Raw genomic sequence first — 23,165 nt, 5'->3', positions numbered from 1 at the left:
GTCGCCCGCTCGACCCGTGCCATCGCCATGGCCGCGGCGCTGATCGGTAGCCTCAGCGCTGCCCATGCGGCCGAGCCCCTGCCGACGACGCCGGAACCGGGCTCCTTCAAGCTCGGCATCGAACCGTGGCTTGGCTATGGGCAGTGGCACGTCGCGGCCAAGAAGGGCCTTTTCGCGAAGCAGGGCCTCAACGACGTCGAGATCGTGAATTTCAGCGAGGACAAGGATATCAACGCTGCCCTCGCCAGTGGCCAGCTCGACGCCGCCAATATCGCGACCCATACCGCGATCGGGATGGTCGAGGCCGGCCTGCCGGTGAAGATCGTCATGCTGCTCGACTTCAGCCTGACCGCCGACGCCATCGTCGCCGGTGAAGGCATCAATTCGATCGCCGATCTGAAGGGCAAGCAAGTCGCCTTCGAGGAAGGCACCACCAGCGACATCCTCCTCAACTACGCGCTCGCCAATAACGGGATGACGATGGACGACATCACGCGCGTGCCGATGCCCGCTTCCGATGCCGGCAGCGCGCTGATCGCCGGCCGGGTCCCGGTTGCCGTCACCTACGAGCCCTACATCTCGGCCGCCCGCGCCCAGGACAAGGCCGTGAAGCTTCTCTACACCGCTGGCGAGGATCCGGGCCTCATCTCGGACGTCTTCGTCGTGCGCGACGAGGTGCTGAAGTCGAAGCCCGGCCAGGTCGTCGCCATGCTCAAGGCCTGGGACGCGGCGCTCGCGGACTACCGCGTGAACACCGACGAGGATCGCAAGATCATCGCCGAAGCGGTCGGCGCTTCGCCGGACGAGCTGACGACGGCGTTCGACGGCGTCACCTATTATTCGGTCAAGGAAGCCAATGATGCCCTTACCGGCAGCTTCTCTTCCAAGACCTTCGCCGACGTGCTGAAGGCCGCGAAGCAGGCCAAGCTGGTGACGAAAGATATCGCACCCGAGGCGATCATCGATCCGTCCTTCGCAGCCGCCGCAGCCAAGTAAGGGATGGTGAAGCGGCGAAAGTCCAGAGATGTCCTCGCCCGTTGAAACCAGCACCTCCGGCCGCAACGCCCTTCCGCATACGCGGGCAGGCGTCGGCCGGCCGCCCGGCGCGTTCCGGATCGGGTCGGGCCTTGATGGCAGGACCTTTCTGGCGATCGCCATCGCCGTATTCGCCGGCCTCCTGGTTGTCTGGTGGGCGGCCACGACCTCGGGTCTGGTCAAGCCGATCTTCCTCCCCTCGCCCGGCACCGTCTGGTCGCGGATGCTGGAGCTGTCGGCGGACGGGACGCTCTGGAAGGACGCCAGCATCAGCGTCTATCGCATGCTGATCGGGTTCGCCCTCGCCTCCTTGATGGCGATCCCGATCGGTATTCTCATCGGCTGCTTCCGTGTCTGGGAAGCGGCGATCGAGCCCTTCGTCGACTTCGTGCGCTACATGCCGGTCGTCGCCTTCGTGCCGCTGTCCATCCTTTGGGCGGGCACCGGCGACGGGCAGAAATTCGTCATCATCTGGATCGGCACCTTCTTCCAGCAGGTCCTGATGGTGATGGACAACGTCAAGCGCGTCCCGCCAGACTTTGTCGGGCTTGGCCGGACACTGGGACTGTCCGAATCGAAGATCCTGGCCCGGATCGTCCTGCCATCAGCGCTGCCGGGAATCTGGGACACGCTCAGGATCAGCCTCGGCTGGGCCTGGACCTGGCTCGTTCTGGCCGAGCTCGTCGCCGCGACTTCGGGGCTCGGATATCGGATCACAGTCTCGCAGCGCTATTTCCAGACCCAGACCATCATCGGCTACATCCTGTTCCTCGGCATTCTCGGCCTCATCACCGACCAGTCGATGAAGGCGCTCGAGCGCGTCCTGTTCCGCTATCAGTCGAGGCAGTGAGATGAGCGTGCCGAAGCTCGAGATCGCGGGTCTCAACAAATGGTATCCGGGCAAGCGCGGCCCCATGCACGCGCTTGCCGATATCGATTTGAAGCTGGCCGACAACGAATTCGTCTCGCTCGTCGGTGCATCGGGCTGTGGCAAGAGCACGCTGCTGTCGATCGTCGCCGGGCTGCAGGGCTTCGATAAGGGGGTGCTGCTGACTGACGGGGCGCCGATCGTCGGGCCGGGCCTCGACCGCGGTGTCGTCTTTCAGTCCTACACGCTGCTGCCCTGGTTGACGGCGCAGGAAAATGTCGAGTTTGCGCTGAAGGCCGCCGGGATGTCGGCTGGTGAATGCCGCGACATTGCGCGGGCCCATATCGAGCTCGTGAAGCTCACGCGCTTCGCCGACGCCTATCCGTCTCAGCTGTCGGGCGGCATGAAGCAACGGGTGGCAATCGCCCGTGCGCTCTCCTATCGGCCGAAAATGCTGCTGATGGACGAGCCGTTCGGCGCGCTCGACGCCCTGACGCGGCACGAGATGCAGGAACTGCTCACCCAGATCTGGGAGGAGCATCGGCTGACGGTGCTGTTCGTGACGCATGACGTTGAGGAAGCGGTCTACCTCTCGGACAGGATCATTGCGATGGCGATCGGCCCCGGCCGGATCCACGCCGAGTTCCATGTCGGTCTTTCCCGCCCGCGTAACCAGGACATGATCGCCAGCAGCGCGTTTATTGCCTTGCAGAAGGACGTGCTCGCAGCCATCCGAGCAGGCTCGAAGGACGAGAAACTCTGATCCTGCCCATCGGGCGGGATCCTTTCCAACTGTCAAGCCGGCCTCAGGAGCGATCCGACGAGGGCCCGGCCGGCGCGAAACGCGCGACGATCGAGTGTTGTTCGCCCGGATAGGTCAGGCGGACATGGGTGACGGGGCCGAGTTCACTCCATGTGCGGCGCTGCACGACGAGGCAGGCCGCGTTCTTGGGAATGTTCAGCAGCTTCGGCAGGCCTCCCACCGCATTGACTGCGAAGATCCGGTGCTCGGCCGTGCTCCACGGCGCCTGCTTGAGCAGCCATGCGCCGGGCGGACTGGTCTCGAACGTGCCCGCCCGCGCCTCGGGAACGACGGAAAGATTGATCAGCCGCTCCTCGATGCAAAAGGGCACGCCGCCGGCATAGTGGACGCAGGTCACGTCGAGCACCTCCGAAGTCTCGGGAATATCGCAGTCCGCGACGTCGGTATCTTCCATGCGGCGGACCGAAGAGGAGAGGATCGCATAGGAGTAAGGCCGCCCCAGAGAACGGACCTCGGCCTCGATGTCGCTGATCTCCAGGATGGCTGCCTGTACACGCGGCAGGGAAACGAACGATCCCGAACGCTTGCGACGCTCGATGAGCCCGGACCGCGCGAGCTGCGTCATGACCTTGTTCACGGTCATGCGCGAGACATCATAGGACTTCGCCAGATCGACCTCGAATGGCAGCCGATGACCGGGCGGCCATTCGCCCGATACGATCTTGCGCTCGATGTCTCCGAGGATCTTCTGATGCAGGGTCAGGCTTGGTGTGTCTTTGGCGTCCATCGGGCTTCCAGCAGGCTGACTAATCAGGCGCACTCCACAAGCCTTGCCATGGCTGAACGGAATTCACGGCGTATTGCGTCATGATTGCAATGTCTTCCGCCGGATACCAGCCTCTTGCCCCGCGTCCAGACGCCATCCACAGCGACCCCGTCGCCGAAGATCCAGCGATCGAGGATTTGGTCCGGAGTCGCCCCGGCGAGGCGACCGGCATCCAGCGATACCATATCGGCGTCGGCCCCGGTTGAAAGCCCCGCGCGGACGCCAAGTGCGGCGGCTCCGCCCGCGATCGCCCCATCGAACAGCCGGCGTCCAGTGGAGCCGCCGGGCTCTGCGATCACGTTGCGCGCCTGATGGAACAGGCGCTGGGAATATTCGAGCTGACGGAGTTCATGAGCAACAGAGATCGAGACATTCGAATCCGAGCCGATGCCGAAGCACCCGCCTTCCCGCAGAAAGCTGGGTGCCGAAAAGACGCCGTCGCCGAGATTGGCTTCCGTGATGGGGCAAAGGCCAGCCGTCGCGCCCGAGCGAGCCATGGCGATTGTCTCGGCCTCGGTCATATGGGTCGCATGGATCAGGCACCAGCGCGCGTCGACGGGAGTATGCGCGAGCAGCCACTCCACCGGCCGCGCACCCGACCAAGCGAGGCAGTCCTCGACCTCCCGCATCTGCTCGGCGATATGCATATGAACAGGTCCGCGCTCGCCAAGTGCGATCAACGCCGGCAATTCGTCAGGGCTGATGGCGCGGAGGCTATGCGGCGCGACGCCGAGCGTGGCGCCGGGTTCGCCGCCAACCAGCTTTCGGCACGCCGCCATCAGATCGGCGAAGCTGTCGAGCGTGTTGATGAAGCGCCGCTGGCCGGGTTGAGGGCCGGCCTTGCCGAAGCCGCCATAGGCATAGAACACCGGGAGGAGCGTGAGCCCGATGCCGCTCGTCCGGCTCGCGGCGACGATGCGCGCGGCGAGTTCTGCGATATCGGCATAGGGTGCGCCATCGCGGCCGTGATGGAGATAGTGGAACTCACCGACGCGGGTGAAGCCGGCCTCGAGCATGTCCATGTAGAGCGCGGCGGCAACGGCCTCGACATCTTCGGGCTCCATGGCGAGCGCGAAACGGTACATCACGGTCCGCCAGCTCCAGAAGCTGTCGGCAGCCGGCCCCCGCACTTCTGCAAGTCCCGCCATCGCGCGCTGGAAGGCGTGGCTGTGCAGGTTCGGCATGCCCGGAACGAGGATCGCCGCATTATCGGACGCATCGGCTGGGGAGCCGCCTTCCTCGATAGCGGTGATCACGCCGCCTTCGATCGAGAGCAGCACATCCCGTCGCCAGGCACCGTCGACGAGGGCCAGTTCCGCAAAGATCGCACTCATCCACGCCCTCTCGTGTCGGCCACAGCCCAGAGAAACGGCTTGCAGGCACCACTCTATGTATATACATTATTTCTGAGATTGAAAGGGTAGCGCTCCCTTTTCCGGCGGAGTTCATCCATCGTGACCGAGACTGTGAAGCGACGACACCTCTATCGCGACCTCCGCTACGCCACGGCACGTGCCGGCACCTCTGGGCTTGCCCTTGTCGAGAGGGGAGCAATCCTGACGGAAGGCGGGGCCATCCTGTTCGCCGGCAAAGAAAGCGATCTGCCAGCGGACATGGCGCGCGGCGCCGACACGGTCAAGCTGGACGGCCGCTTCGTCACGCCGTCGCTGATCGACTGTCACACGCATCTCGTCTTCGGCGGCAATCGCGCACGAGAATTCGAATTGCGCCTTGCAGGCGCGAGCTATGAAGAGATCGCGCGGTCGGGCGGCGGCATTGTCTCAACGGTTAATGCCACCCGCGCAATGAGCGTCGACGCGCTGGTCGAGACCGCTTTGCCAAGACTTGATCATCTCCTCGCCGAAGGCGTTTCTACGATCGAGATCAAGTCGGGCTACGGCCTTTCGATCGAGGCTGAATGCGACATGCTGCGCGCCGCCCGCGCGCTGGAACGCATCCGTCCCGTCCGCGTGGTGACGACATATCTCGGGGCCCATGCCACGCCGGCCGACTATTCCGGCCGCAGCGACGACTACATTTCCGAGGTGGTCCTGCCCGGGCTCGACCAAGCCCATGCGGAGGGATTGGTCGATGCCGTCGATGGCTTCTGCGAAGGCATCGCCTTCTCGCCGCAGCAGATCGCCCGCGTCTTCGACCGCGCGCGGTCGCTTGGCCTTCCGGTTAAGCTCCACGCCGAGCAGCTTTCCAATCTGGGCGGCGCCGAGCTCGCGGCATCCTATCAGGCACTTTCCGCCGACCATCTCGAATATCTGGATCAGGGCGGCGTCGATGCCATGGCAAGGTCGGGGACGGTGGCAGTCCTCCTTCCCGGCTCCTTCTACACGCTGAATGAAAAGCAGACGCCGCCGGTCCACCTGCTTCGCCAGGCCGGCGTGCCGATCGCCATCGCGACGGACTGCAACCCCGGCACCTCGCCGCTGACCTCGCTGCTGTTGGCCATGAACATGTCGGCAACCTTGTTCGGGCTGACGGTCGACGAATGCATCGCGGGCGTCACGTCGGAAGCGGCACGGGCCCTCGGGCTGGGCGCCCGCACGGGAACGATCGTCTCTGGCCAGTCGGCCGACCTCGCCGTTTGGGACATCGAGAGCCTCGCGGAGCTTGTCTACCGCATCGGCTTTAACCCGCTGCATGCACGGATTTTCAAGGGGGAATGGATCCCAAGATGACCATCGTTCTGAAACCCGGTCATGTCACGCTCCAGCAACTGGAGATGATCTACTGGACCGGCGAGCCCGTCCGGATCGAGCCGTCATGCGATGCCGCCATCGAGCGGGCTGCTGCGCGCATCGCGGAGATCGCTGCCGGCAACGAACCTGTCTACGGCATCAATACCGGCTTTGGAAAACTGGCCTCGATCAAGATCGATGCGGCCGATGTCGCCACGCTGCAGCGCAACCTCATCCTGTCGCATTGCTGCGGCGTCGGCGCGCCGCTGCCGGAGAATATCGTTCGCCTGATCCTGTCGCTGAAGCTGATCTCGCTCGGCCGCGCCGCCTCGGGCGTGCGGCTCGCGGTTGTCAGGCTGATCGAGGACATGCTGGAGAGCGGCGTGGTCCCGCTGATCCCCGAGAAAGGCTCGGTCGGAGCGTCCGGCGATCTCGCGCCGCTGGCGCATATGGCCGCCGTCATGATGGGCCAGGGCGAGGCCTTCCTCGGCGGCGAGCGCATGAGCGGCGCCGCCGCGCTGGAGCGCGCGGGGTTGAAGCCGATCGAGTTCGCCGCCAAGGAAGGGCTCGCGCTCATCAACGGCACCCAGACATCGACGGCGCTGGCGCTGGCCGGCCTCTTCCGCGCCCACAGGGCCGCACAGGCAGCACTGATCACCGGGGCGCTTTCCACCGATGCCGCCATGGGGTCGTCTGCGCCCTTCCATCCCGACATCCATGCGCTGCGCGGCCATAAGGGCCAGATCGATGCGGGAACCGCCTTGCGTGGCCTCCTCGAAGGCTCGCCCATCCGTGAGAGCCACAGGGAAGGCGACGAGCGCGTCCAGGACCCTTATTGCATCCGCTGCCAGCCGCAGGTGGACGGCGCCTGTCTCGATCTTCTGCGCATGGCGGCACGGACGCTCGAAATCGAGGCCAATGCCGTCACCGACAATCCGCTCGTTCTCTCCGACTATTCCGTCGTCTCGGGCGGCAATTTCCACGCGGAGCCGGTGGCTTTTGCCGCGGACCAGCTCGCCATCGCGGTTTCGGAGATCGGAGCGATCGCGCAGCGCCGCATCGCATTGCTCGTCGATCCGGCGCTCTCCTTCGGCCTTCCCGCCTTCCTCGCCCGAAAGCCCGGGCTCAATTCCGGCCTGATGATCGCCGAAGTGACGTCGGCGGCGTTGATGAGCGAAAACAAGCAGATGACGCATCCGGCCTCGGTCGATTCGACGCCGACTTCGGCCAATCAGGAAGACCATGTCTCGATGGCCTGCCATGGCGCCCGCCGGCTGCTCGCCATGACCGAGAACCTCTTCGCGATCATCGGCATCGAAGCCCTGACGGCGGCGCAGGGGATCGACTTCCGCGCCCCACTGACCACCAGCCCGGAACTGGCCAGGGCGATTCACGCGATCCGCGCCGTCGTGCCGGCGCTGGAGGAAGACCGCTACATGGCGGACGATCTCGCGGCCGCGGGTCAGCTGGTGGCGAGCGGCGCGCTCTCAGCCTCGATCAACGCCGGCATCCTGCCGGGTCTCGAGGGCTGATATGAGCGTTGTCGACATCGCGCGCGGGACGTCGCCCGTCATTCTTGGCCTTCCGCATACCGGCACCGACGTGCCTCGTGAGATCTGGTCGCGGCTGAACGACAATGGCCGGTGCCTTGCCGACACCGACTGGCATATCGAGCGGCTCTATGACGGGCTGCTGGACGGCGCCACCATGGTGCGCGCGACTTTCCACCGCTATGTCATCGACGCCAATCGCGATCCGGCGGGCGGCAGTCTCTATCCGGGTCAGAACACGACCGGGCTGGTGCCGATCACGGATTTCGACGGCCAGCCGATCTGGAACGATGGCGAGGCGCCCGGCGCCGACGCGATCGCCGCGCGAACGGCATTGTTCCACATTCCGTATCATGCGGCGCTCGCCGCCGAGATCGCGCGGGTCAAGGCGCTGCACGGCGTCGCGGTACTCTATGACTGCCATTCGATCCGGTCGGTGATCCCGTTCCTCTTCGAGGGGACGCTGCCGGACTTCAACATCGGTACCAATGCGGGCACCAGCTGCACCCCGGCGATTGAGGCCGCGGCGGCAAGCGTCGTCGCCAGCGCAGCGGGCTATACGCATGTCGTCAACGGCCGCTTCAAAGGCGGATGGACGACGCGTCATTATGGGCGCCCGCTTGAGGGCGTTCATGCGATCCAGATGGAACTCGCCCAGTCGACCCACCTCGCAAGCGAGGCGACGCCCTTCGGCTATGACACGGCCAAGGCCGCGCGCCTGCGCCCGCATCTCCGTGACATCCTGCAGCGCATCGAAGCGATCGCGCTCGCCGCCAGACCCTAGGGGAAAGCATGACCAATCCTCGTCACAACATCCGCGACATCAGGGCGTCCCGCGGCACCGCGCTCAGCGCGAAGAGCTGGATGACGGAAGCGCCGCTTCGCATGCTGATGAACAATCTCGATCCGGAGGTGGCCGAGAACCCGCACGAGCTTGTGGTCTATGGCGGCATCGGCCGGGCCGCACGCACATGGGCCGATTTCGACAGCATCGTCGCGAGCCTGAGAGATCTCGAGGAGGACGAGACGCTTCTGGTCCAGTCCGGCAAGCCGGTCGGCATCTTCAGGACGCACAAAGATGCCCCCCGCGTCCTGATCGCCAACTCCAACCTCGTGCCCCACTGGGCGACCTGGGATCATTTCAACGAGCTCGATAAAAAGGGGCTCGCGATGTACGGCCAGATGACGGCCGGCTCGTGGATCTATATCGGCTCGCAGGGCATCGTTCAGGGCACCTATGAGACCTTCGTCGAGGCCGGGCGTCGGCACTATGGCGGCAATCTCAAGGGCAAGTGGATCCTGACCGGCGGGCTTGGCGGCATGGGCGCCGCGCAGCCGCTCGCCGCCGTGATGGCCGGTGCCTGCTGCCTCGCCGTCGAGTGCAATCCCGATTCGATCGATTTCCGCCTCCGCACCCGCTATCTCGACGAAAAGGCCGAGACGCTGGACGAGGCGATGGCGATGATCCATCGCTGGACGGCGGCCGGCGAGGCAAAGTCGGTCGGCCTTCTCGGCAATGCCGCGGAAATCCTGCCCGAGATGGTAAGGCGCGGCATCCGTCCCGACATCGTCACCGACCAGACCTCGGCGCATGATCCGATCAACGGCTACCTGCCCAAGGGTTGGACACTCTCCGAATGGAAGGCGCGGCGCGAGACGGATCCCAAAGCCGTCGAAGCGGCGGCACGAGCCTCCATGCGCGCTCATGTCGAAGCCATGCTGGCTTTCTGGGATGCCGGTGTCCCGACGCTCGACTATGGCAACAATATCCGCCAGGTCGCCAAGGATGAGGGCCTGGAGCGCGCCTTCGCGTTCCCCGGCTTCGTGCCCGCCTATATCCGCCCACTCTTCTGCCGCGGCATCGGGCCGTTCCGCTGGGCCGCGCTTTCGGGTGATCCGGAGGACATCTACAGGACCGACGCCAAGGTCAAGGAACTGCTTCCCGACAACACGCACCTGCATAACTGGCTCGACATGGCCCGTGAGCGCATTGCCTTCCAGGGACTGCCGGCTCGCATCTGCTGGGTCGGCCTCGGCGATCGCCATCGCCTCGGCCTTGCCTTCAACGAGATGGTGCGGAACGGCGAGCTGAAGGCTCCCATCGTGATCGGCCGCGATCATCTCGATTCCGGCTCCGTCGCCTCCCCTAATCGCGAGACCGAGGCGATGAAGGACGGTTCGGACGCCGTTTCCGACTGGCCGCTGCTGAACGCGCTTCTGAATTGCGCATCCGGCGCGACCTGGGTGTCGCTGCATCACGGCGGCGGTGTCGGCATGGGCTTCTCGCAGCATTCCGGCATGGTGATCTGCTGCGACGGCACGGACGACGCGGCGCGGCGCATCGAACGTGTGCTGTGGAACGATCCAGCCACCGGCGTGATGCGCCATGCCGACGCCGGCTATGACATCGCGCTCGATTGCGCCCGCGAGCAGGGCCTCCGACTCCCGGCTATTCTCGGCAACTGACGCCATGCGATTGCTGCGCTTCGAGACCTATCGCGCCATGCCCTGGAAGAATGGCGGCGGCACGACACAGGAGATTGCCGTCTTCCCGGAAGGAAGCAGCGCCGGTGCGTTCCTGTGGCGCATCAGCCTCGCGACCGTTTCGGTCTCCGGACCGTTCTCCCGCTTCGCGGGCGTCGACCGAAGTCTGTCCTGCCTAGCCGGCGGTGGAATAAGGCTCACCTTCGCCGACGGGCGCGGGGCGGTGCTGCGGCCGGGCGCAGACCCGTTCGCCTTCGCCGGCGAAGACGAAATCCATGCCGACTGTCTCGATGGAGAAACCGTCGACCTCAATGTCATGACCCGGCGACCAGCGTGGCGGCACTCGCTGACGCGCGTGATGATCAAGGACCAATGCACGCTGGCGCCGGAGGGAGACGACGGGGCGATTTTTCTCGGAGGTCCGGCCCGGCTCGTTACAGGCGACCAGCGTTGGGAAGCGCGGACTTTCGATTGCCTTCTGACCGATGGGGATAGAACGCCCATTCATGTGTTGCCCGCCAATAGGCTGGAGATATTCGTGATCTCTTTCCGCCGGGCGTAGCAATCGGATCAGCGGCGTCTGACCATTTCAGCCTAGGCGAGACGGCAGTACCGGCTTCCGCTCACCGCGCCCGAGAGAAAGTCCATCGATCGGCAGGCGCCACTTGACCCCGGTAACGCAGAGCGTCAATTTCGTTGTATTATGCAACCAATATGATGTTCGACCGATGCCTGTATCGCAGATCGCCGTTGATCACATCCGCGCCGCCTCGCGGCAGCTCGTCCGCGAACTCGGCTTCATGGGCGGTCCTTTCGCCGGAACCGACCTGCCACCATCGGCTGTCCACGCGCTGATCGAGATCGACGCCCGAGACGGGATCTCGGCGCGCGAGCTCGGCGGGCTTCTTCGCCTCGAGAAGTCGAGCATCAGCCGGATGCTGCGCAAGCTCGTCATATCCGGCGACATCGAGGAGACGCCGGACGAAGGGGATGCGCGCAGCAAGAAGCTGACGCTCAGCGCCGCCGGACGCGCGCGCGTTGCCGAAATCCATGCCTTTGCGCGTAAGCAGGTCGCAAGCGCGCTGGAACGGCTACCCTCGAAACACCACCCGACCGTCCTTAACGGTCTCAGTCTTTACGCCGATGCTCTTGCAGCAGCGCCCGTGACTCCGCGCGCGGCAGCAGCGACCGAAATCGTCGCCGGCTATCGCCCGGGCCTCGTCGCCCGCATCACCGAAATGCACGCGCTCTATTATGCGCGCACCGCCGGCTTTGGCCGACGCTTCGAAAGCATGGTCGCCGGAGGCCTCGCCGCATTCTGCGACCAGCTCGATGCGCCGGGGAACGACGTCTGGGCCGCCATTCAGGATGATCGCATGATCGGCTCGATCGCCATCGAGGCAGATGTTGCGGAACCCAGCGTCGCCCATCTGCGCTGGTTCATCGTCGACGATACGGTCCGCGGTGGGGGCGTCGGGCGGCGGCTACTCGCAACCGCGCTCGGCTTCGCAGACGTCCACGATTTTGCCGAAACGAATCTCTGGACGTTCGGCGGCCTTCATGCGGCGCGGCATCTCTATGAGCAGAACGGCTTCGTGCTTGCCGAGGAGCGGCGCGGCAGCCGCTGGGGCAGCGAGGTGCTGGAACAGCGCTTCGTGCGAGTGCGGCCCTGACGATCGCGCATCAGCAATGCGGTCTGCACCGGAACCGCGTGGGCGCGTCGACGGGGTCGTCTAGCGACCCTTGGCGTCCCCGGCCTGACGCTGCTCGAACACCCTTTTGACCTCGACCATATTCTCGACCCCCCAATTGCAGAGCGGCACGAGCGCTTCTGCCAGGCTTCGGCCGAGCGGAGTGAGGCTGTATTCGACCCGCGGGGGTATCTCCCGGAAATCGGTCCGCTTCACGAGTTCGTCGGCCTCGAGTTCCTTCAGATGCTGGATCAGCATCTTGTCGCTGACGTCGCGCACCGCGCGGCGCAACTCGCCGTAGCGAATGGGACCCTCCTGGGCGAGGAAGTAGATGATCAACGGCTTCCACTTGCCGGAGACGACACGGAGCGTGGCGTCAAGCCCGCAAGTGAAGCCCGGCAGTGACGGCATGCGGCCCTCGGGCTGCGGCAAAACGGGGTCGAGAGGTTCGTGTGACATTTCTTGGCACTTACCAAAAGGTGCATACTTGCTGATAAGTGGGTGGCCAGCCACCTGAGTGCAACCTCATTGAAGGAGCACATCATGAGCAGACTGCAAGGCAAGACAGCGGTGGTAACGGGGGGCGGAAGTGGTATTGGGCTTGGAGCCGCCAAGCGGTTCATCGAGGAAGGCGCGTTCGTCTACATCTTCGGACGGCGACAAGAGGCACTCAACGCGGCCCTGGCGCAGCTCGGTTCGTCGGCGCGCGCCGTCCAGGGGTCGGTGACGGAACCGGCGGATCTCGATAGGCTGTATCAGACCGTCAGGGAAGAGCGGGGCGGCGTCGACATCGTCTTTGCCAATGCCGGGACAGGAAGCCTGGCGCCGCTTGGAGAGATCACCGCCGAGCAGATCGACCATACCTTCGGCGTCAATGTGAAGGGGGTGCTGTTCACCGTCCAGAAGGCGCTTCCGCTGATGAAGGCCGGTGGCTCGATCATCCTGACCGGATCGACCACCAGCGTCATGGGCACCCCGCAGTTCAGCGTCTACAGCGCAACCAAGGCGGCCATTCGTAACCTGGCGCGCAGCTGGGCGCTCGACCTGCGCGGTACGGGTATCCGTGTCAATGTGCTCTCGCCCGGACCGACAGCGACGGAGCTTTCGTTCGAGGTCGTGGGCGAGGACGCGATGAATGCGCTGGGCGCGACCACGCCAATCGGGCGCATCGGCGTTCCGTCGGAGACGGGCGCCGTGGCAGCTTTCTTGGCGTCTGCGGATAGCAGCTTCATGACCGGCGGCGAGATTTTCGTCGACGGAGGGCTGGCGCAGGTCTGAGGCACAGGTCTCATCAGTGCGAGGGCTTCGATCTCCGGATCGGAGCCCTCAATGACATCTGCGGGACGCCGACTATGCGTAAGGCGTCCCAGCCATCGCAGCGACCACACCGATCGTTCCCTGATCGATGATCGCAAGAAGCGAAGACCGCGCGGCCTCGGAATTCTGACTCCGCTCGTATATCCGGTGCGCCTCAGTGAACGCCGTGGCCCAGATCGCCAGCAGCATGGCGGCCGCGAGATGCGCATCCCGATCGCCGGCATCGCGCCCGACCGTCTCGGCCAGCGCCGACGCTACGACTTCCGCGAGTTCGTCGCGGATCGCCCGGGCCCGCGCTTTCAAGGTCTCGCTCGCCTCGATCGTCCTGACGAAGCTCTGGCTTTCGCCGGAAAACACGACATAAGGCGCTTGGTCCGCGACCAGGCGGTGCGCCAAGTCGCGGAGCGCCTCGATCGGCGCGACACCGTTATCCCGGCTTCGCAATGCGGTGCGCAGGACTTCCCGACCCTCAGCCTCGCGGTCGAAGAACATGTCCTCCTTGCGGGGGAAATGATTGAACACCGTCATTCGCCCGACATCGGCGGCTTCGGCAATCTCGTCGACCGTCACGGCATCGAAGCCCCGCTCCCAGAAAAGTTTCGTGGCGACGTTTGAAATGGCCTGTCGGGTGGCCAGGCGCTTGCGGCTGCGGCGGTCGGTCGGCTCGGACATGCGCTCCGGATAGCATCGATTCTGTACCCGGTACAAGTTTCGCTTGACCCGGTTTGGCTCGCGCGGTAACGAATATGTACTCAGTATATTTTTATAGTGAGTATATGAGTTCGGTTAGCGGGAGCATGCGATGAGGGATGAGCGGATCGTGAACTGGGGTGATCTAGCGGGGTGGCCGCAGGGCGAGATCGGTGACTGTGGGCCCGTCGCGCCTGCGCCGCTCCTCGCGAACAGCTGATGGTCGCCATGAACCGGTCTCTCGTCGTGATCTTCGCCGCTGTCTGTCTCGATGCGATCGGGATCGGCCTGATCTTTCCGATCCTGCCGCGGCTGCTGGTCGACGTGACCCACACTGCCGACGTCGCGCCCTTTATCGGGATCCTCGCCGCGCTGTATGCGACCATGCAATTCGTCTTCGCCCCGGTGCTCGGTTCGTTGAGCGATACGCTTGGACGCCGGCCAGTGCTGCTCATTTCGCTGGGCGGCGCCGCGATCAATTATCTTGTCATGGCGGTGGCGCCGCAGCTTTGGATGATCGTTCTCGGTCGCGCCATCGCCGGCCTTACCAGCGCCAATGTCTCCGTCGCCTCGGCCTATCTCACCGACGTCTCCACCAGCGACCAACGCGCCCGACGCTTCGGCCTGCTCAACGCGACTTTCGGCGCGGGCTTCATCATCGGGCCGGTTCTGGGCGGATTGCTCGGCGACATCGGGCTGCGGCTTCCCTTCATCGCGGCTGCCGTGCTGACGGCCGGCAACTTCCTGCTTGCCCTGGTGATTTTGCCGGAATCGCGTGTCCCGACCCGACAGACACTTTCGATCGCCACGCTCAATCCTCTTTCCCCCTTGCGCTGGCTCCTTTCGATGAAGACCCTTCTGCCCATCATCCTCGTCTTCTTCGTCCTGGCGGGCGGTGGAGAGGCCTATGGAATCTGCTGGGCGCTTTGGGGCAGCGACACGTTTGCGTGGAATGGTGTCTGGATCGGCCTCTCGCTCGGCGCCTTCGGGATCTGCCAGACGCTGGTTCAGGCGTTCCTGCCCGGGCCGGCAGCGCGGCGGCTCGGCGAACGCGGCGCCGTTCTCCTCGGGATCTGCTGCTCTGCAACTGCACTCCTCATTATGGCCTTCGCCAGCCGGAGTTGGGTCGTCTTCGCGGTGATGCCGTTCTTCGCGCTGGGCGGCATCGGCGTTCCCGCGCTGCAAGCCCTCGCCACGCGCCGCGTCGAGGAGGGCAGGCAGGGCCAGTTCCAGGGCGTTCTCGCCTCGATCGTCAGCCTTGCCTCGATTGTCGCACCGCTTGGCTTTTCGACCTTCTACGTCGCCGTTCAGTCCTCCTGGCCTGGCGCCATCTGGCTTCTGGTCGCCGCGGTCAATCTCGCTGCGGTCCCCTTGGTCCTGCTTGGAACACGCACCGGAGAACGGCGTCCTGAGGGCGACTGAGCGATCCATCAGCGCCGTGAAACGGAGGCCGAGATAGGGGATCGACCGCGACTGCGCCTTCCGCCCGCCGTCCGCCTCGCTCTTGACATGGGGCGCCGCTATGGCGACTTCCCCGGTCAACGTTTCGAACCCCTCGGCGAATTGATCGGTCGGACGGCTTGCCGGCGGTCTGGTCCGCATCATCTTCGGGGCGACCGGAGCATGGAGCAGGGTCATTCAGACAAGCGAGATTACCGACCGCCGCGACCTCACCAACAAGAAGAACCTGCTTCTGCTGGTCCAGCTCCGCTGGCTCGCGGTCATCGGCCAGATACTGACCATCGTCTATGTGCATTTCGTGCTGGCGATCGCCTTGCCGCTGGCCGAGATGGCTGCCGTGCTCGGCTTTCTGGTGCTGCTCAATATCGTCAGCCTGTTGCGTCAGATGCGACGACAGGCGATCTCCAATTCCGAGCTCTTCCTTGAGCTGATGCTGGATGTCAGCGCGCTCACGCTGCAGCTCTATCTGAGCGGCGGCGCCTCGAACCCCTTCGTGTCACTTTATCTCCTGCAGGTGATCCTCGGCGCCGTGCTCGTCGATGCGTGGTCGGCCTGGATGCTGGTGCTCGTCACATCCGGGTGCTTCCTGTTCCTGACCTTCAGCTTCCGCGCCCTCGACATGCCACAGGCCCATAGTGGCGAGCTGCTCGGCCTCCATATCCAGGGCATGTTCATCTGCTATGTGCTGGCCGCAACGCTGCTGGTGTTCTTCGTGACCCGCATCCAGCACAATCTGAAGGCACGCGATGCCCGGCTCGCCGAGCTCAGGCAACGCTCGGTAGAGGAGGATCACATCGTGCGCATGGGCCTGCTCGCGTCAGGTGCGGCGCATGAGCTCGGGACGCCGCTTTCGACGCTCTCGGTGATCCTCAGCGACTGGCAGCGGATGCCGCAGCTTGGCGCGGACCCCGAGATCGCGGGCGAAATCGCCGAGATGCAATCGCAACTCGATCGCTGCAAGGCGATCGTCTCGGGCATCCTGATCTCGTCGGGCGATGCGCGTGGCGAGGGTACGATCCGCACCACGGCGACGCGTTTCCTGGACGACACGGTCAGCGAATGGCGCGAGACGCGCTCGCCGGCGGTGATCGACTATTCGAGTTTGATCGAGCCAGACGCGGCCATCATTTCCGACACGGCCCTGAAGCAGGTGATCTTCAACATTCTCGACAACGCACTGGAGGCATCGCCCGGATGGATCGGCGTCGTCGCGGGACGGCAGGCCGACACGATCGTCATCGCCGTCTCCGATGCCGGGCCCGGCTTCGAGCCTGCGATGCTGGAGACGCTCGGAAAGCCGTACCGCTCCAGCAAGGGGCGGCCGGGCGGCGGCCTCGGCCTCTTCCTGGTGGTGAATGTTATCCGCAAGCTCGGCGGCACCGTGTCAGCCGAGAACGGCGCGGATGGCGGCGCGTGCGTGACGCTGGCGCTGCCGCTCGCCTCGCTCGCGACAGGAGGCGATCCTGGACATTGAACAGCCGCTGCTGATCGTCGAAGACGACGCATCCTTTGCCCGCGCACTGCGCCGTTCGCTCGAGCGGCGCGGCTTCGTCGTGCATCAAAGCGATGGTCTCGACGGCATTCGCACGCTGCTCGAAACCGTGACGCCGCGTTATGCCGTCGTCGACCTCAAGCTCAATTCCGGCTCCGGGCTCGAATGCGTCGCGCTGCTGCATGCACACGATCCTGAGATGCGCATCGTCGTCCTGACGGGCTTTGCCAGCATCGCGACCGCCGTCGAGGCGATCAAGCTCGGCGCGTGCCACTATCTGCCAAAGCCGTCGAACACCAACGACATCATCGCCGCCTTCGAACGGGCCGACGGCGACAGCTCGGTCGCGCTGACGCAGCGGCCGACCTCGATCAAGAATCTCGAATGGGAGCGTATCCACGAAACGCTCGCCGAGACCGGGTTCAATATCTCGGAAACGGCGCGCCGGCTCGGCATGCATCGCCGGACGCTCGCGCGAAAGCTCGAGAAGTCCCGCGTGAGGTGACTTGCTAGCGCGGCGCGGCCATTTCCAGCCGTCGGTTCGCGCCCAGCGCCAGCAACGTGCAGACGGCGCCGGACAGCAGATAGAGGCCCGAGGAGATCAGGCCGAGATGGCTCGATAAATAGAGTGCCACGAAGGGCGCGAAGCCCGCGCCGAACAGCCAGGCAAGATCGGCCGTCAGTGCCGCGCCCGTATAGCGATAGGCGGGCGAGAAATTCGAGGCGAGCGCGCCTGACGACTGGCCGAAGGAAAGGCCGAGCAGCAGGAAGCCGACGACCATGAAGACAGCCTCGCCGACAAGGCCGCTGTCGAGCAGTTGCGGTGCGAAGCCGCTGAAGACCGCAATCGCCACGGCGCAGGTTCCGAGCAGCGCCGTGCGGCCGAACCTGTCGGCCAGGAAGCCCGAAGCGAAGATCGAGGCGACGCCGACGATCCCAGCGAGTGCCTCGATATAGAGGAAGCGCGCCGGCGTCTCCCGCGTGAACAGGAATACCCAGGACAGCGGGAACACGGTCACCATGTGGAACAGGGCGAAGCTGGCAAGCGGGGCGAACGCGCCGATCAGAACCGTGCGCCCTTCGGCCTGCAGGGTCGCGCGGATGCGGGCCGGCTGCAGCTCGCGCGTCTGATAGAGCGCCGCATATTGCGGTGTTACGACGATGCGGAGCTTGGCGAACAGCGCCACGACATTGATCGCGAAGGCGACGAAGAACGGATAGCGCCAGCCCCAGTCGAAGAAGTCCGCTGCTGAAAGATGGCCGACGAAGAAGGCGAACAGCGCACTCGCGATGATGAGGCCAACAGGCGCGCCGAGCTGCGGGATCATCGCATACCAGCCGCGGCGTGTGTCGGGGGCATTCAGCGCCAGCAGCGAAGCCAACCCGTCCCAGGAGCCGCCCCAGGCGAGGCCCTGGCCAATGCGAAGCCCGGCGAGCACCCAGGCCGAGGCAACGCCGATCTGCGCATGGCCGGGCAGGAAGGCAATCGCCACCGTCGAAATGCCAAGCAGAAGCAGCGCCAGCGTCAGTTTCAGGCCTCGGCCATAGCGGCGATCGATCGCGGTGAAGATCACCGTGCCGACCGGACGGGCGATGAAGGCGAGCGCGAAGATCGCGAAGGAATAGAGCGTCCCTGTCAGCGGATCGAACTGCGGGAAGACCAGCTTCGGGAAGACCACGACCGACGCGATGGCATAGACGAAAAAGTCGAAGAACTCCGAAGCGCGGCCGATGACAACGCCGATCGCGATCTCGCCAGGCTCGACGGAGCCGTGACGTCCGTGGATGCGCACCGCGTCGTTTTCGGCTTCCGTCGCCATCGGCGTCGCGGTCGGCGGTGACGTCGCCGTCTCAGCAGTCATCTCGCATGCGCTCCTTGGTGGGCGCCGATCCTGGGCCAGCGCCAATCTTAAGTCAGGATCGGACGGAGTCCGCACTTCCCCGCAGACTTTCTCTTCCCTGACGGCCTCGACCGGCATTGGACAAATTGTCCAGTGCCGCCTTTGCGGCTCTGCATCTAGTTGTCTCGGTCATGCGATGCTCCCCGGGACAGGTCCGAACAGTGAACCGATTTCGTTCCCTAGCCTTGCTGCCGGCGGCGGTGCTGCTCGGCGGCTGCAACATGGTTGTCCTCGCGCCGGCCGGCGACGTGGCGGTCCAGCAGCGCGACCTCATCATCGTCTCGACGGTGCTGATGCTGCTGGTGATTGTCCCCGTCATGGCGCTGACGGTCCTGTTCGCCTGGCGCTACCGGCACTCGAACAAGGAAGCGAACTACCAGCCCGACTGGGATCACTCGACCCAGTTCGAGCTCGTGATCTGGGCCGCGCCGCTTCTGATCATCATCTGCCTCGGCGCCGTCACCTGGATGGGCACGCATCTGCTCGATCCCTATCGCCCGCTCGATCGTCTCGCCGCCGGCCAGCCCGTCACGCAGGAGGTGGCGCCGCTTCGGGTCGAGGTGGTGGCGCTCGACTGGAAATGGCTGTTCATCTACCCGGACTACGGCATCGCCACGGTCAACGAACTCGCCGCGCCCGTCGACCGGCCGATCGATTTCAGCATCACCTCCTCCGCCGTGATGAACTCGTTCTTCATCCCGGCGCTGGCAGGCCAGATCTATGCGATGCCGGGCATGCAGACCAAGCTGCACGCCGTCATCAACAGGGCCGGCACCTATGAAGGCTTTTCGGCCAATTACAGCGGCGCCGGCTTCTCGCAGATGAAGTTCGCCTTCCACGGGCTCAGCACCGCCGATTTCGACACCTGGATTGCCGATGGCAAGAAGGGTCAGGGCGGTCTCGATCGTGCGGCCTATCTTCAGATCGAACGGCCGAGCGAGGCCGTTCCCGTCCAGCGTTTCGCCTCCGTCGATCCCGATCTCTACCGCCGCATCCTCAATCGCTGCGTCGAGCCGGGCAAGATGTGCATGAGCGAAATGATGGCGATCGACGCCAAGGGCGGCCTCGGCATGGCCGGCGTCTACAATGTCCTGCCTCTCGAATATGACAAGTACCGACGTCGCGGCAGCGTGCTCGGCGCCGAACCCGGCTATGTGGCCAGCATCTGCACGCCCGAAGAGGCGGCCGCGATGATGGCGAGCCGGTCCCTGCCGGCCTCCGTTCCTGCTGGCAGCCCGCTGATCGGCTCGGGCCTGCAGCTTCCCGGCACGGCCGTTCCCGGCTTCACGCCGGTCCGCACCCCCTCGCTCACTCTCCTGACCGGCGAGCGCCGGCCGTCGAACTCGTGACCCCCGCGCCCATGTCCGACAATGCTCCTGTCCTGCACGCGGTCTTTGGCCGCCTGACGCTCGATTCCCTGCCGCTGAACGAGCCGATCGTCGTCGGCACGTTCATCGTCGTCGCGCTGGGCGGCCTCGCCGTCTTTGGCGCGATTACCTATTTCAAGCTCTGGGGCTACCTTTGGCGCGAGTGGTTCACCAGCGTCGACCATAAGAAGATCGGCATCATGTACATGGTGCTCGGCATCATCATGCTGCTGCGCGGCTTCGCCGACGCCATCATGATGCGCCTGCAGCAGTCGATCGCGTTCGGCGGCAGCCAGGGCTATCTCGACAGCCATCACTACGACCAGATCTTCACGGCGCACGGCGTGATCATGATCTTCTTCGTGGCGATGCCGCTCGTCACGGGGCTGATGAACCTCATCGTGCCGCTGCAGATCGGCGCGCGCGACGTCTCGTTCCCCTTCCTCAACAATTTCAGCTTCTGGATGACCGCGGCCGGCGCCGTCATCGTCATGATGTCGCTGTTCATCGGCGAGTTCGCGCGCACCGGCTGGCTCGCTTATCCGCCGCTGTCCAATATCGGCTACAGCCCCGATGTCGGTGTCGACTATTACATCTGGGCGCTGCAGGTGGCGGGCGTCGGGACATTGCTGTCGGGCGTCAACCTCATCTGCACGATCGTGAAGATGCGCGCGCCAGGCATGACCATGATGAAGATGCCGGTCTTCACCTGGACCGCGCTCTGCACCAATGTGCTGATCGTCGCGGCCTTCCCGGTTCTGACGGCCGTGCTCGCGCTCCTGACCCTCGACCGCTATGTCGGCACGAACTTCTTCACGAACGACTTCGGCGGCAACCCGATGATGTACGTGAACCTCATCTGGATCTGGGGCCACCCCGAGGTCTACATCCTGATCCTGCCGGTCTTCGGCATCTTCTCGGAAGTCACCGCGACCTTCTCGCGCAAGCGTCTCTTCGGCTACACGTCGATGGTCTATGCGACCGTCGTCATCACCGTCCTCTCCTATCTGGTCTGGCTGCACCACTTCTTCACGATGGGCTCGGGAGCCAGCGTGAACTCCTTCTTCGGCATCACGACCATGATCATCTCGATCCCGACAGGGGCGAAGATGTTCAACTGGCTGTTCACGATGTATCGCGGCCGCATTCGCTTCGAACTGCCGATGATGTGGACGATGGCGTTTATGCTGACCTTCGTCATCGGCGGCATGACCGGCGTGCTGCTTGCCGTGCCGCCGGCCGATTTCGTGCTGCACAACTCGCTGTTCCTGATCGCCCACTTCCATAACGTCATCATCGGCGGCGTGCTGTTCGGGCTCTTCGCCGGCATCAACTACTGGTTCCCGAAGGCGTTCGGCTTCAAGCTCGATCCGTTCTGGGGCAAACTGTCGTTCTGGTTCTGGGTCGTCGGCTTCTACTTCGCTTTCATGCCGCTCTATGTCCTCGGGCTGATGGGCGTCACGCGTCGCCTCAGGGTCTTCGACGATCCCGCGCTGCAAATCTGGTTCGTCATCGCAGCTTTCGGCGCCGTCCTGATCGCATTCGGCATCCTGTTCTTCCTGATCCAGCTCGCCGTCAGCATCCGCCGTCGCGAGAGCCTCCGCGATACGACCGGCGATCCCTGGGACGGCCGAACACTGGAATGGGCGACCTCGTCACCCCCGCCGGACTACAACTTCGCCTTCACGCCTGTTGTCTATGACAATGACGCGTGGTGGGACATGAAGCATCGCGGCTATACGCGGCCGCAAACTGGCTTCAAGCCCATCCTGATGCCGCGCAACACCGGCACCGGCGTGATCCTCGCCGGCCTCAGCATCGCGCTCGCCTTTGGGTTGATCTGGTATATCTGGTGGCTGGCGGCCGTGAGCTTCGTGGGCCTCCTGGCGGTCGCGATCGGCCACACCTTCAACTATGCGCGCGACTTCCGCATTCCAGCGGAAGCCATCCTCGCGACCGAGACCGCACGCACGCGCCTTCTGGCCGCGGAGGTGACGAAATGAGCGACGCCGCCCTGACGACGACGCAAGGCGCGCCGCGCTTTTATCTCGCCGATGAGCACGAGCACGAAGAGGGCGGCAGCACCGCGCTCGGCTTCTGGATCTATCTGATGAGCGACTGCCTCATCTTTGCGATCCTGTTCGCGACCTTCGGCGTGCTCGGCGGCAGCTATGCCGCGGGTCCTTCGCCGAAGGACCTGTTCGACCTGCCGCTCGTGGCGCTCAACACCTCGATGCTGCTGCTCTCCTCGATCACCTATGGCTTCGCCATGCTGGCGATGCAGCGTGGCCGTACGGGCCAGTTGCAGGCCTGGCTGGCGGTGACCGGGCTGTTCGGCCTCGCCTTCCTGTCGATCGAACTCTACGAGTTCGCCCATATGATCCATGAAGGCGCGACGCCGCAGCGCAGTGCCTTTCTGTCGTCCTTCTTCACGCTGGTCGGGACGCATGGCCTGCACGTCACCTTCGGCCTGATCTGGCTGGTGACGCTGATGGTCCAGGTCAAGCGGCGCGGGCTGATCGCTGCAAACCAGCGCCGGCTCGCCTGCCTCAGCATGTTCTGGCACTTCCTCGACGTCATCTGGATCGGCGTCTTCACATTCGTCTATCTCATGGGGATGCTGCGATGAGCTCGACTGCCGACGCCGCTGCGCCTGCCGGCCACCATCATGGCGATGACCATGACCACGATCATGCCGCGCATCCGCAGGGTACGCTGAAGAGCTACACCGTCGGTTTCGTGCTGTCGGTGATCCTGACAGCGATCCCGTTCTGGCTGGTGATGAGCGGCACGTTGCCGACGCAGGTCACGGCGATCACGATCATCGCTTTTGCCGTGGCGCAGATTTTCGTGCACATGATTTGCTTCCTGCACATGAACATGAAGGCCGAGGGCGGCTGGTCGATGATGGCGCTGCTCTTCACGCTGATCCTGGTCGTCATCGCGCTGACCGGATCGCTGTGGGTCATGTATCATCTCAACACCAATATGATGCCCGGCCACGACATGAGCCAGTTGCCATGAGCCAGC

22 protein-coding genes are annotated in these 23,165 nt (G+C 64.6%); 17 read left to right on the top strand and 5 right to left on the bottom strand.

Going from position 1 to position 23,165, the window contains the following annotated elements; all coding sequences use genetic code 11:
- Positions 1-27: 27 nt before the first annotated feature.
- The 3 genes from BUB39_RS11945 to BUB39_RS11935 are packed head-to-tail and all read left to right on the top strand — an operon-like array spanning position 28 to position 2,666.
- The gene (locus BUB39_RS11945; protein WP_425292912.1) at positions 28-996 is read left to right on the top strand and encodes an ABC transporter substrate-binding protein; all 969 of its coding nucleotides are present in this window, start codon (positions 28-30) and stop codon (positions 994-996) included.
- 28 nt (positions 997-1,024) lie between these two features.
- Positions 1,025-1,885: an ABC transporter permease gene (locus BUB39_RS11940; protein ID WP_073053452.1), complete on the top strand. Its 861-nt coding sequence runs from the start codon at positions 1,025-1,027 to the stop codon at positions 1,883-1,885.
- A 1-nt stretch (position 1,886) separates the two neighbouring features.
- Positions 1,887-2,666 carry an ABC transporter ATP-binding protein gene (locus BUB39_RS11935; protein WP_073053450.1) on the top strand — a complete coding sequence of 260 codons (780 nt, stop codon included), beginning with the start codon at positions 1,887-1,889 and terminating at the stop codon, positions 2,664-2,666.
- A gap of 43 nt (positions 2,667-2,709) precedes the next feature.
- Here BUB39_RS11935 and hutC read toward each other — a convergent pair whose 3' ends face one another.
- Together hutC and BUB39_RS11925 are read right to left on the bottom strand one after the other, a co-directional pair.
- Positions 2,710-3,453 carry a histidine utilization transcriptional repressor HutC gene (hutC, locus tag BUB39_RS11930; RefSeq protein WP_073053447.1) on the bottom strand — a complete coding sequence of 248 codons (744 nt, stop codon included), beginning with the start codon at positions 3,451-3,453 and terminating at the stop codon, positions 2,710-2,712.
- 23 nt (positions 3,454-3,476) lie between these two features.
- Positions 3,477-4,826, bottom strand: coding sequence for a formimidoylglutamate deiminase (locus BUB39_RS11925; protein ID WP_073053445.1), 1,350 nt, complete (start codon positions 4,824-4,826; stop codon positions 3,477-3,479).
- 120 nt (positions 4,827-4,946) lie between these two features.
- On the opposite strand from BUB39_RS11925, the gene hutI reads away from it, so the two are divergent.
- The 6 genes from hutI (at position 4,947) to BUB39_RS11895 (ending at position 11,889) form a co-directional block, all read left to right on the top strand.
- The gene (gene hutI, locus BUB39_RS11920) at positions 4,947-6,182 is read left to right on the top strand and encodes an imidazolonepropionase (protein ID WP_425292909.1); all 1,236 of its coding nucleotides are present in this window, start codon (positions 4,947-4,949) and stop codon (positions 6,180-6,182) included.
- A complete protein-coding gene (hutH, locus tag BUB39_RS11915) occupies positions 6,179-7,714 on the top strand; it encodes a histidine ammonia-lyase (protein WP_073053441.1) in 1,536 nt (511 codons plus the stop codon). Before hutI ends, hutH begins: the two co-directional genes overlap by 4 nt.
- Position 7,715: 1 nt before the next feature.
- Positions 7,716-8,516, top strand: coding sequence for an N-formylglutamate deformylase (gene hutG, locus BUB39_RS11910; RefSeq protein ID WP_073053439.1), 801 nt, complete (start codon positions 7,716-7,718; stop codon positions 8,514-8,516).
- An 8-nt stretch (positions 8,517-8,524) separates the two neighbouring features.
- Positions 8,525-10,198, top strand: coding sequence for a urocanate hydratase (gene hutU, locus BUB39_RS11905; RefSeq protein WP_073053437.1), 1,674 nt, complete (start codon positions 8,525-8,527; stop codon positions 10,196-10,198).
- A 4-nt stretch (positions 10,199-10,202) separates the two neighbouring features.
- Positions 10,203-10,778 (top strand): HutD/Ves family protein, encoded by a 576-nt coding sequence (locus BUB39_RS11900; protein WP_073053435.1) that lies wholly within the window; start codon positions 10,203-10,205, stop codon positions 10,776-10,778.
- A 166-nt stretch (positions 10,779-10,944) separates the two neighbouring features.
- On the top strand, positions 10,945-11,889 hold the full coding sequence (locus BUB39_RS11895; protein WP_073053433.1) for a bifunctional helix-turn-helix transcriptional regulator/GNAT family N-acetyltransferase: 945 nt from the start codon (positions 10,945-10,947) through the stop codon (positions 11,887-11,889).
- 60 nt (positions 11,890-11,949) lie between these two features.
- Here BUB39_RS11895 and BUB39_RS11890 read toward each other — a convergent pair whose 3' ends face one another.
- Complete coding sequence (locus BUB39_RS11890) at positions 11,950-12,318, bottom strand: winged helix-turn-helix transcriptional regulator (protein ID WP_073053430.1); 369 nt, start codon at positions 12,316-12,318, stop codon at positions 11,950-11,952.
- 132 nt (positions 12,319-12,450) lie between these two features.
- On the opposite strand from BUB39_RS11890, the gene BUB39_RS11885 reads away from it, so the two are divergent.
- Complete coding sequence (locus tag BUB39_RS11885) at positions 12,451-13,185, top strand: SDR family NAD(P)-dependent oxidoreductase (protein WP_073053428.1); 735 nt, start codon at positions 12,451-12,453, stop codon at positions 13,183-13,185.
- Between the two features lie 72 nt (positions 13,186-13,257).
- On the opposite strand, the gene BUB39_RS11880 is transcribed toward BUB39_RS11885, so the two are convergent.
- Positions 13,258-13,896, bottom strand: a complete 639-nt coding sequence (locus BUB39_RS11880) for a TetR/AcrR family transcriptional regulator (RefSeq protein ID WP_073053420.1) — start codon at positions 13,894-13,896, stop codon at positions 13,258-13,260.
- 246 nt (positions 13,897-14,142) lie between these two features.
- Here BUB39_RS11880 and BUB39_RS11875 point away from each other — a divergent pair, with 246 nt between their 5' ends.
- From BUB39_RS11875 to BUB39_RS11865, 3 genes are all read left to right on the top strand, one after another.
- Positions 14,143-15,336 (top strand): TCR/Tet family MFS transporter, encoded by a 1,194-nt coding sequence (locus BUB39_RS11875; protein ID WP_073054200.1) that lies wholly within the window; start codon positions 14,143-14,145, stop codon positions 15,334-15,336.
- A 328-nt stretch (positions 15,337-15,664) separates the two neighbouring features.
- Positions 15,665-16,849 (top strand): ATP-binding protein, encoded by a 1,185-nt coding sequence (locus tag BUB39_RS11870; RefSeq protein WP_425292908.1) that lies wholly within the window; start codon positions 15,665-15,667, stop codon positions 16,847-16,849.
- Complete coding sequence (locus tag BUB39_RS11865; RefSeq protein ID WP_073053415.1) at positions 16,839-17,372, top strand: response regulator transcription factor; 534 nt, start codon at positions 16,839-16,841, stop codon at positions 17,370-17,372. Before BUB39_RS11870 ends, BUB39_RS11865 begins: the two co-directional genes overlap by 11 nt.
- 4 nt (positions 17,373-17,376) lie before the next feature.
- Here BUB39_RS11865 and BUB39_RS11860 read toward each other — a convergent pair whose 3' ends face one another.
- Positions 17,377-18,687, bottom strand: coding sequence for an MFS transporter (locus BUB39_RS11860; RefSeq protein ID WP_073054198.1), 1,311 nt, complete (start codon positions 18,685-18,687; stop codon positions 17,377-17,379).
- Positions 18,688-18,929: 242 nt separating this feature from the next.
- Here BUB39_RS11860 and cyoA point away from each other — a divergent pair, with 242 nt between their 5' ends.
- The 4 genes from cyoA to cyoD are packed head-to-tail and all read left to right on the top strand — an operon-like array spanning position 18,930 to position 23,159.
- Positions 18,930-20,117, top strand: coding sequence for a ubiquinol oxidase subunit II (gene cyoA / locus BUB39_RS11855; protein WP_073053413.1), 1,188 nt, complete (start codon positions 18,930-18,932; stop codon positions 20,115-20,117).
- An 11-nt stretch (positions 20,118-20,128) separates the two neighbouring features.
- Positions 20,129-22,138 carry a cytochrome o ubiquinol oxidase subunit I gene (gene cyoB / locus BUB39_RS11850; RefSeq protein WP_073053411.1) on the top strand — a complete coding sequence of 670 codons (2,010 nt, stop codon included), beginning with the start codon at positions 20,129-20,131 and terminating at the stop codon, positions 22,136-22,138.
- Positions 22,135-22,764 (top strand): cytochrome o ubiquinol oxidase subunit III, encoded by a 630-nt coding sequence (cyoC, locus tag BUB39_RS11845; protein ID WP_073053408.1) that lies wholly within the window; start codon positions 22,135-22,137, stop codon positions 22,762-22,764. The genes cyoB and cyoC overlap by 4 nt, the downstream gene beginning before the upstream one ends.
- The gene (cyoD, locus tag BUB39_RS11840; RefSeq protein ID WP_073053406.1) at positions 22,761-23,159 is read left to right on the top strand and encodes a cytochrome o ubiquinol oxidase subunit IV; all 399 of its coding nucleotides are present in this window, start codon (positions 22,761-22,763) and stop codon (positions 23,157-23,159) included. The genes cyoC and cyoD overlap by 4 nt, the downstream gene beginning before the upstream one ends.
- Positions 23,160-23,165: the final 6 nt, after the last annotated feature.

The sequence above is a fragment of the Kaistia soli DSM 19436 genome (assembly GCF_900129325.1).
GTDB lineage: Bacteria > Pseudomonadota > Alphaproteobacteria > Rhizobiales > Kaistiaceae > Kaistia > Kaistia soli.
The sequence above is the reverse complement of the archived record's forward strand: the minus strand, read 5'-3'. Positions and strand labels throughout refer to the sequence as shown.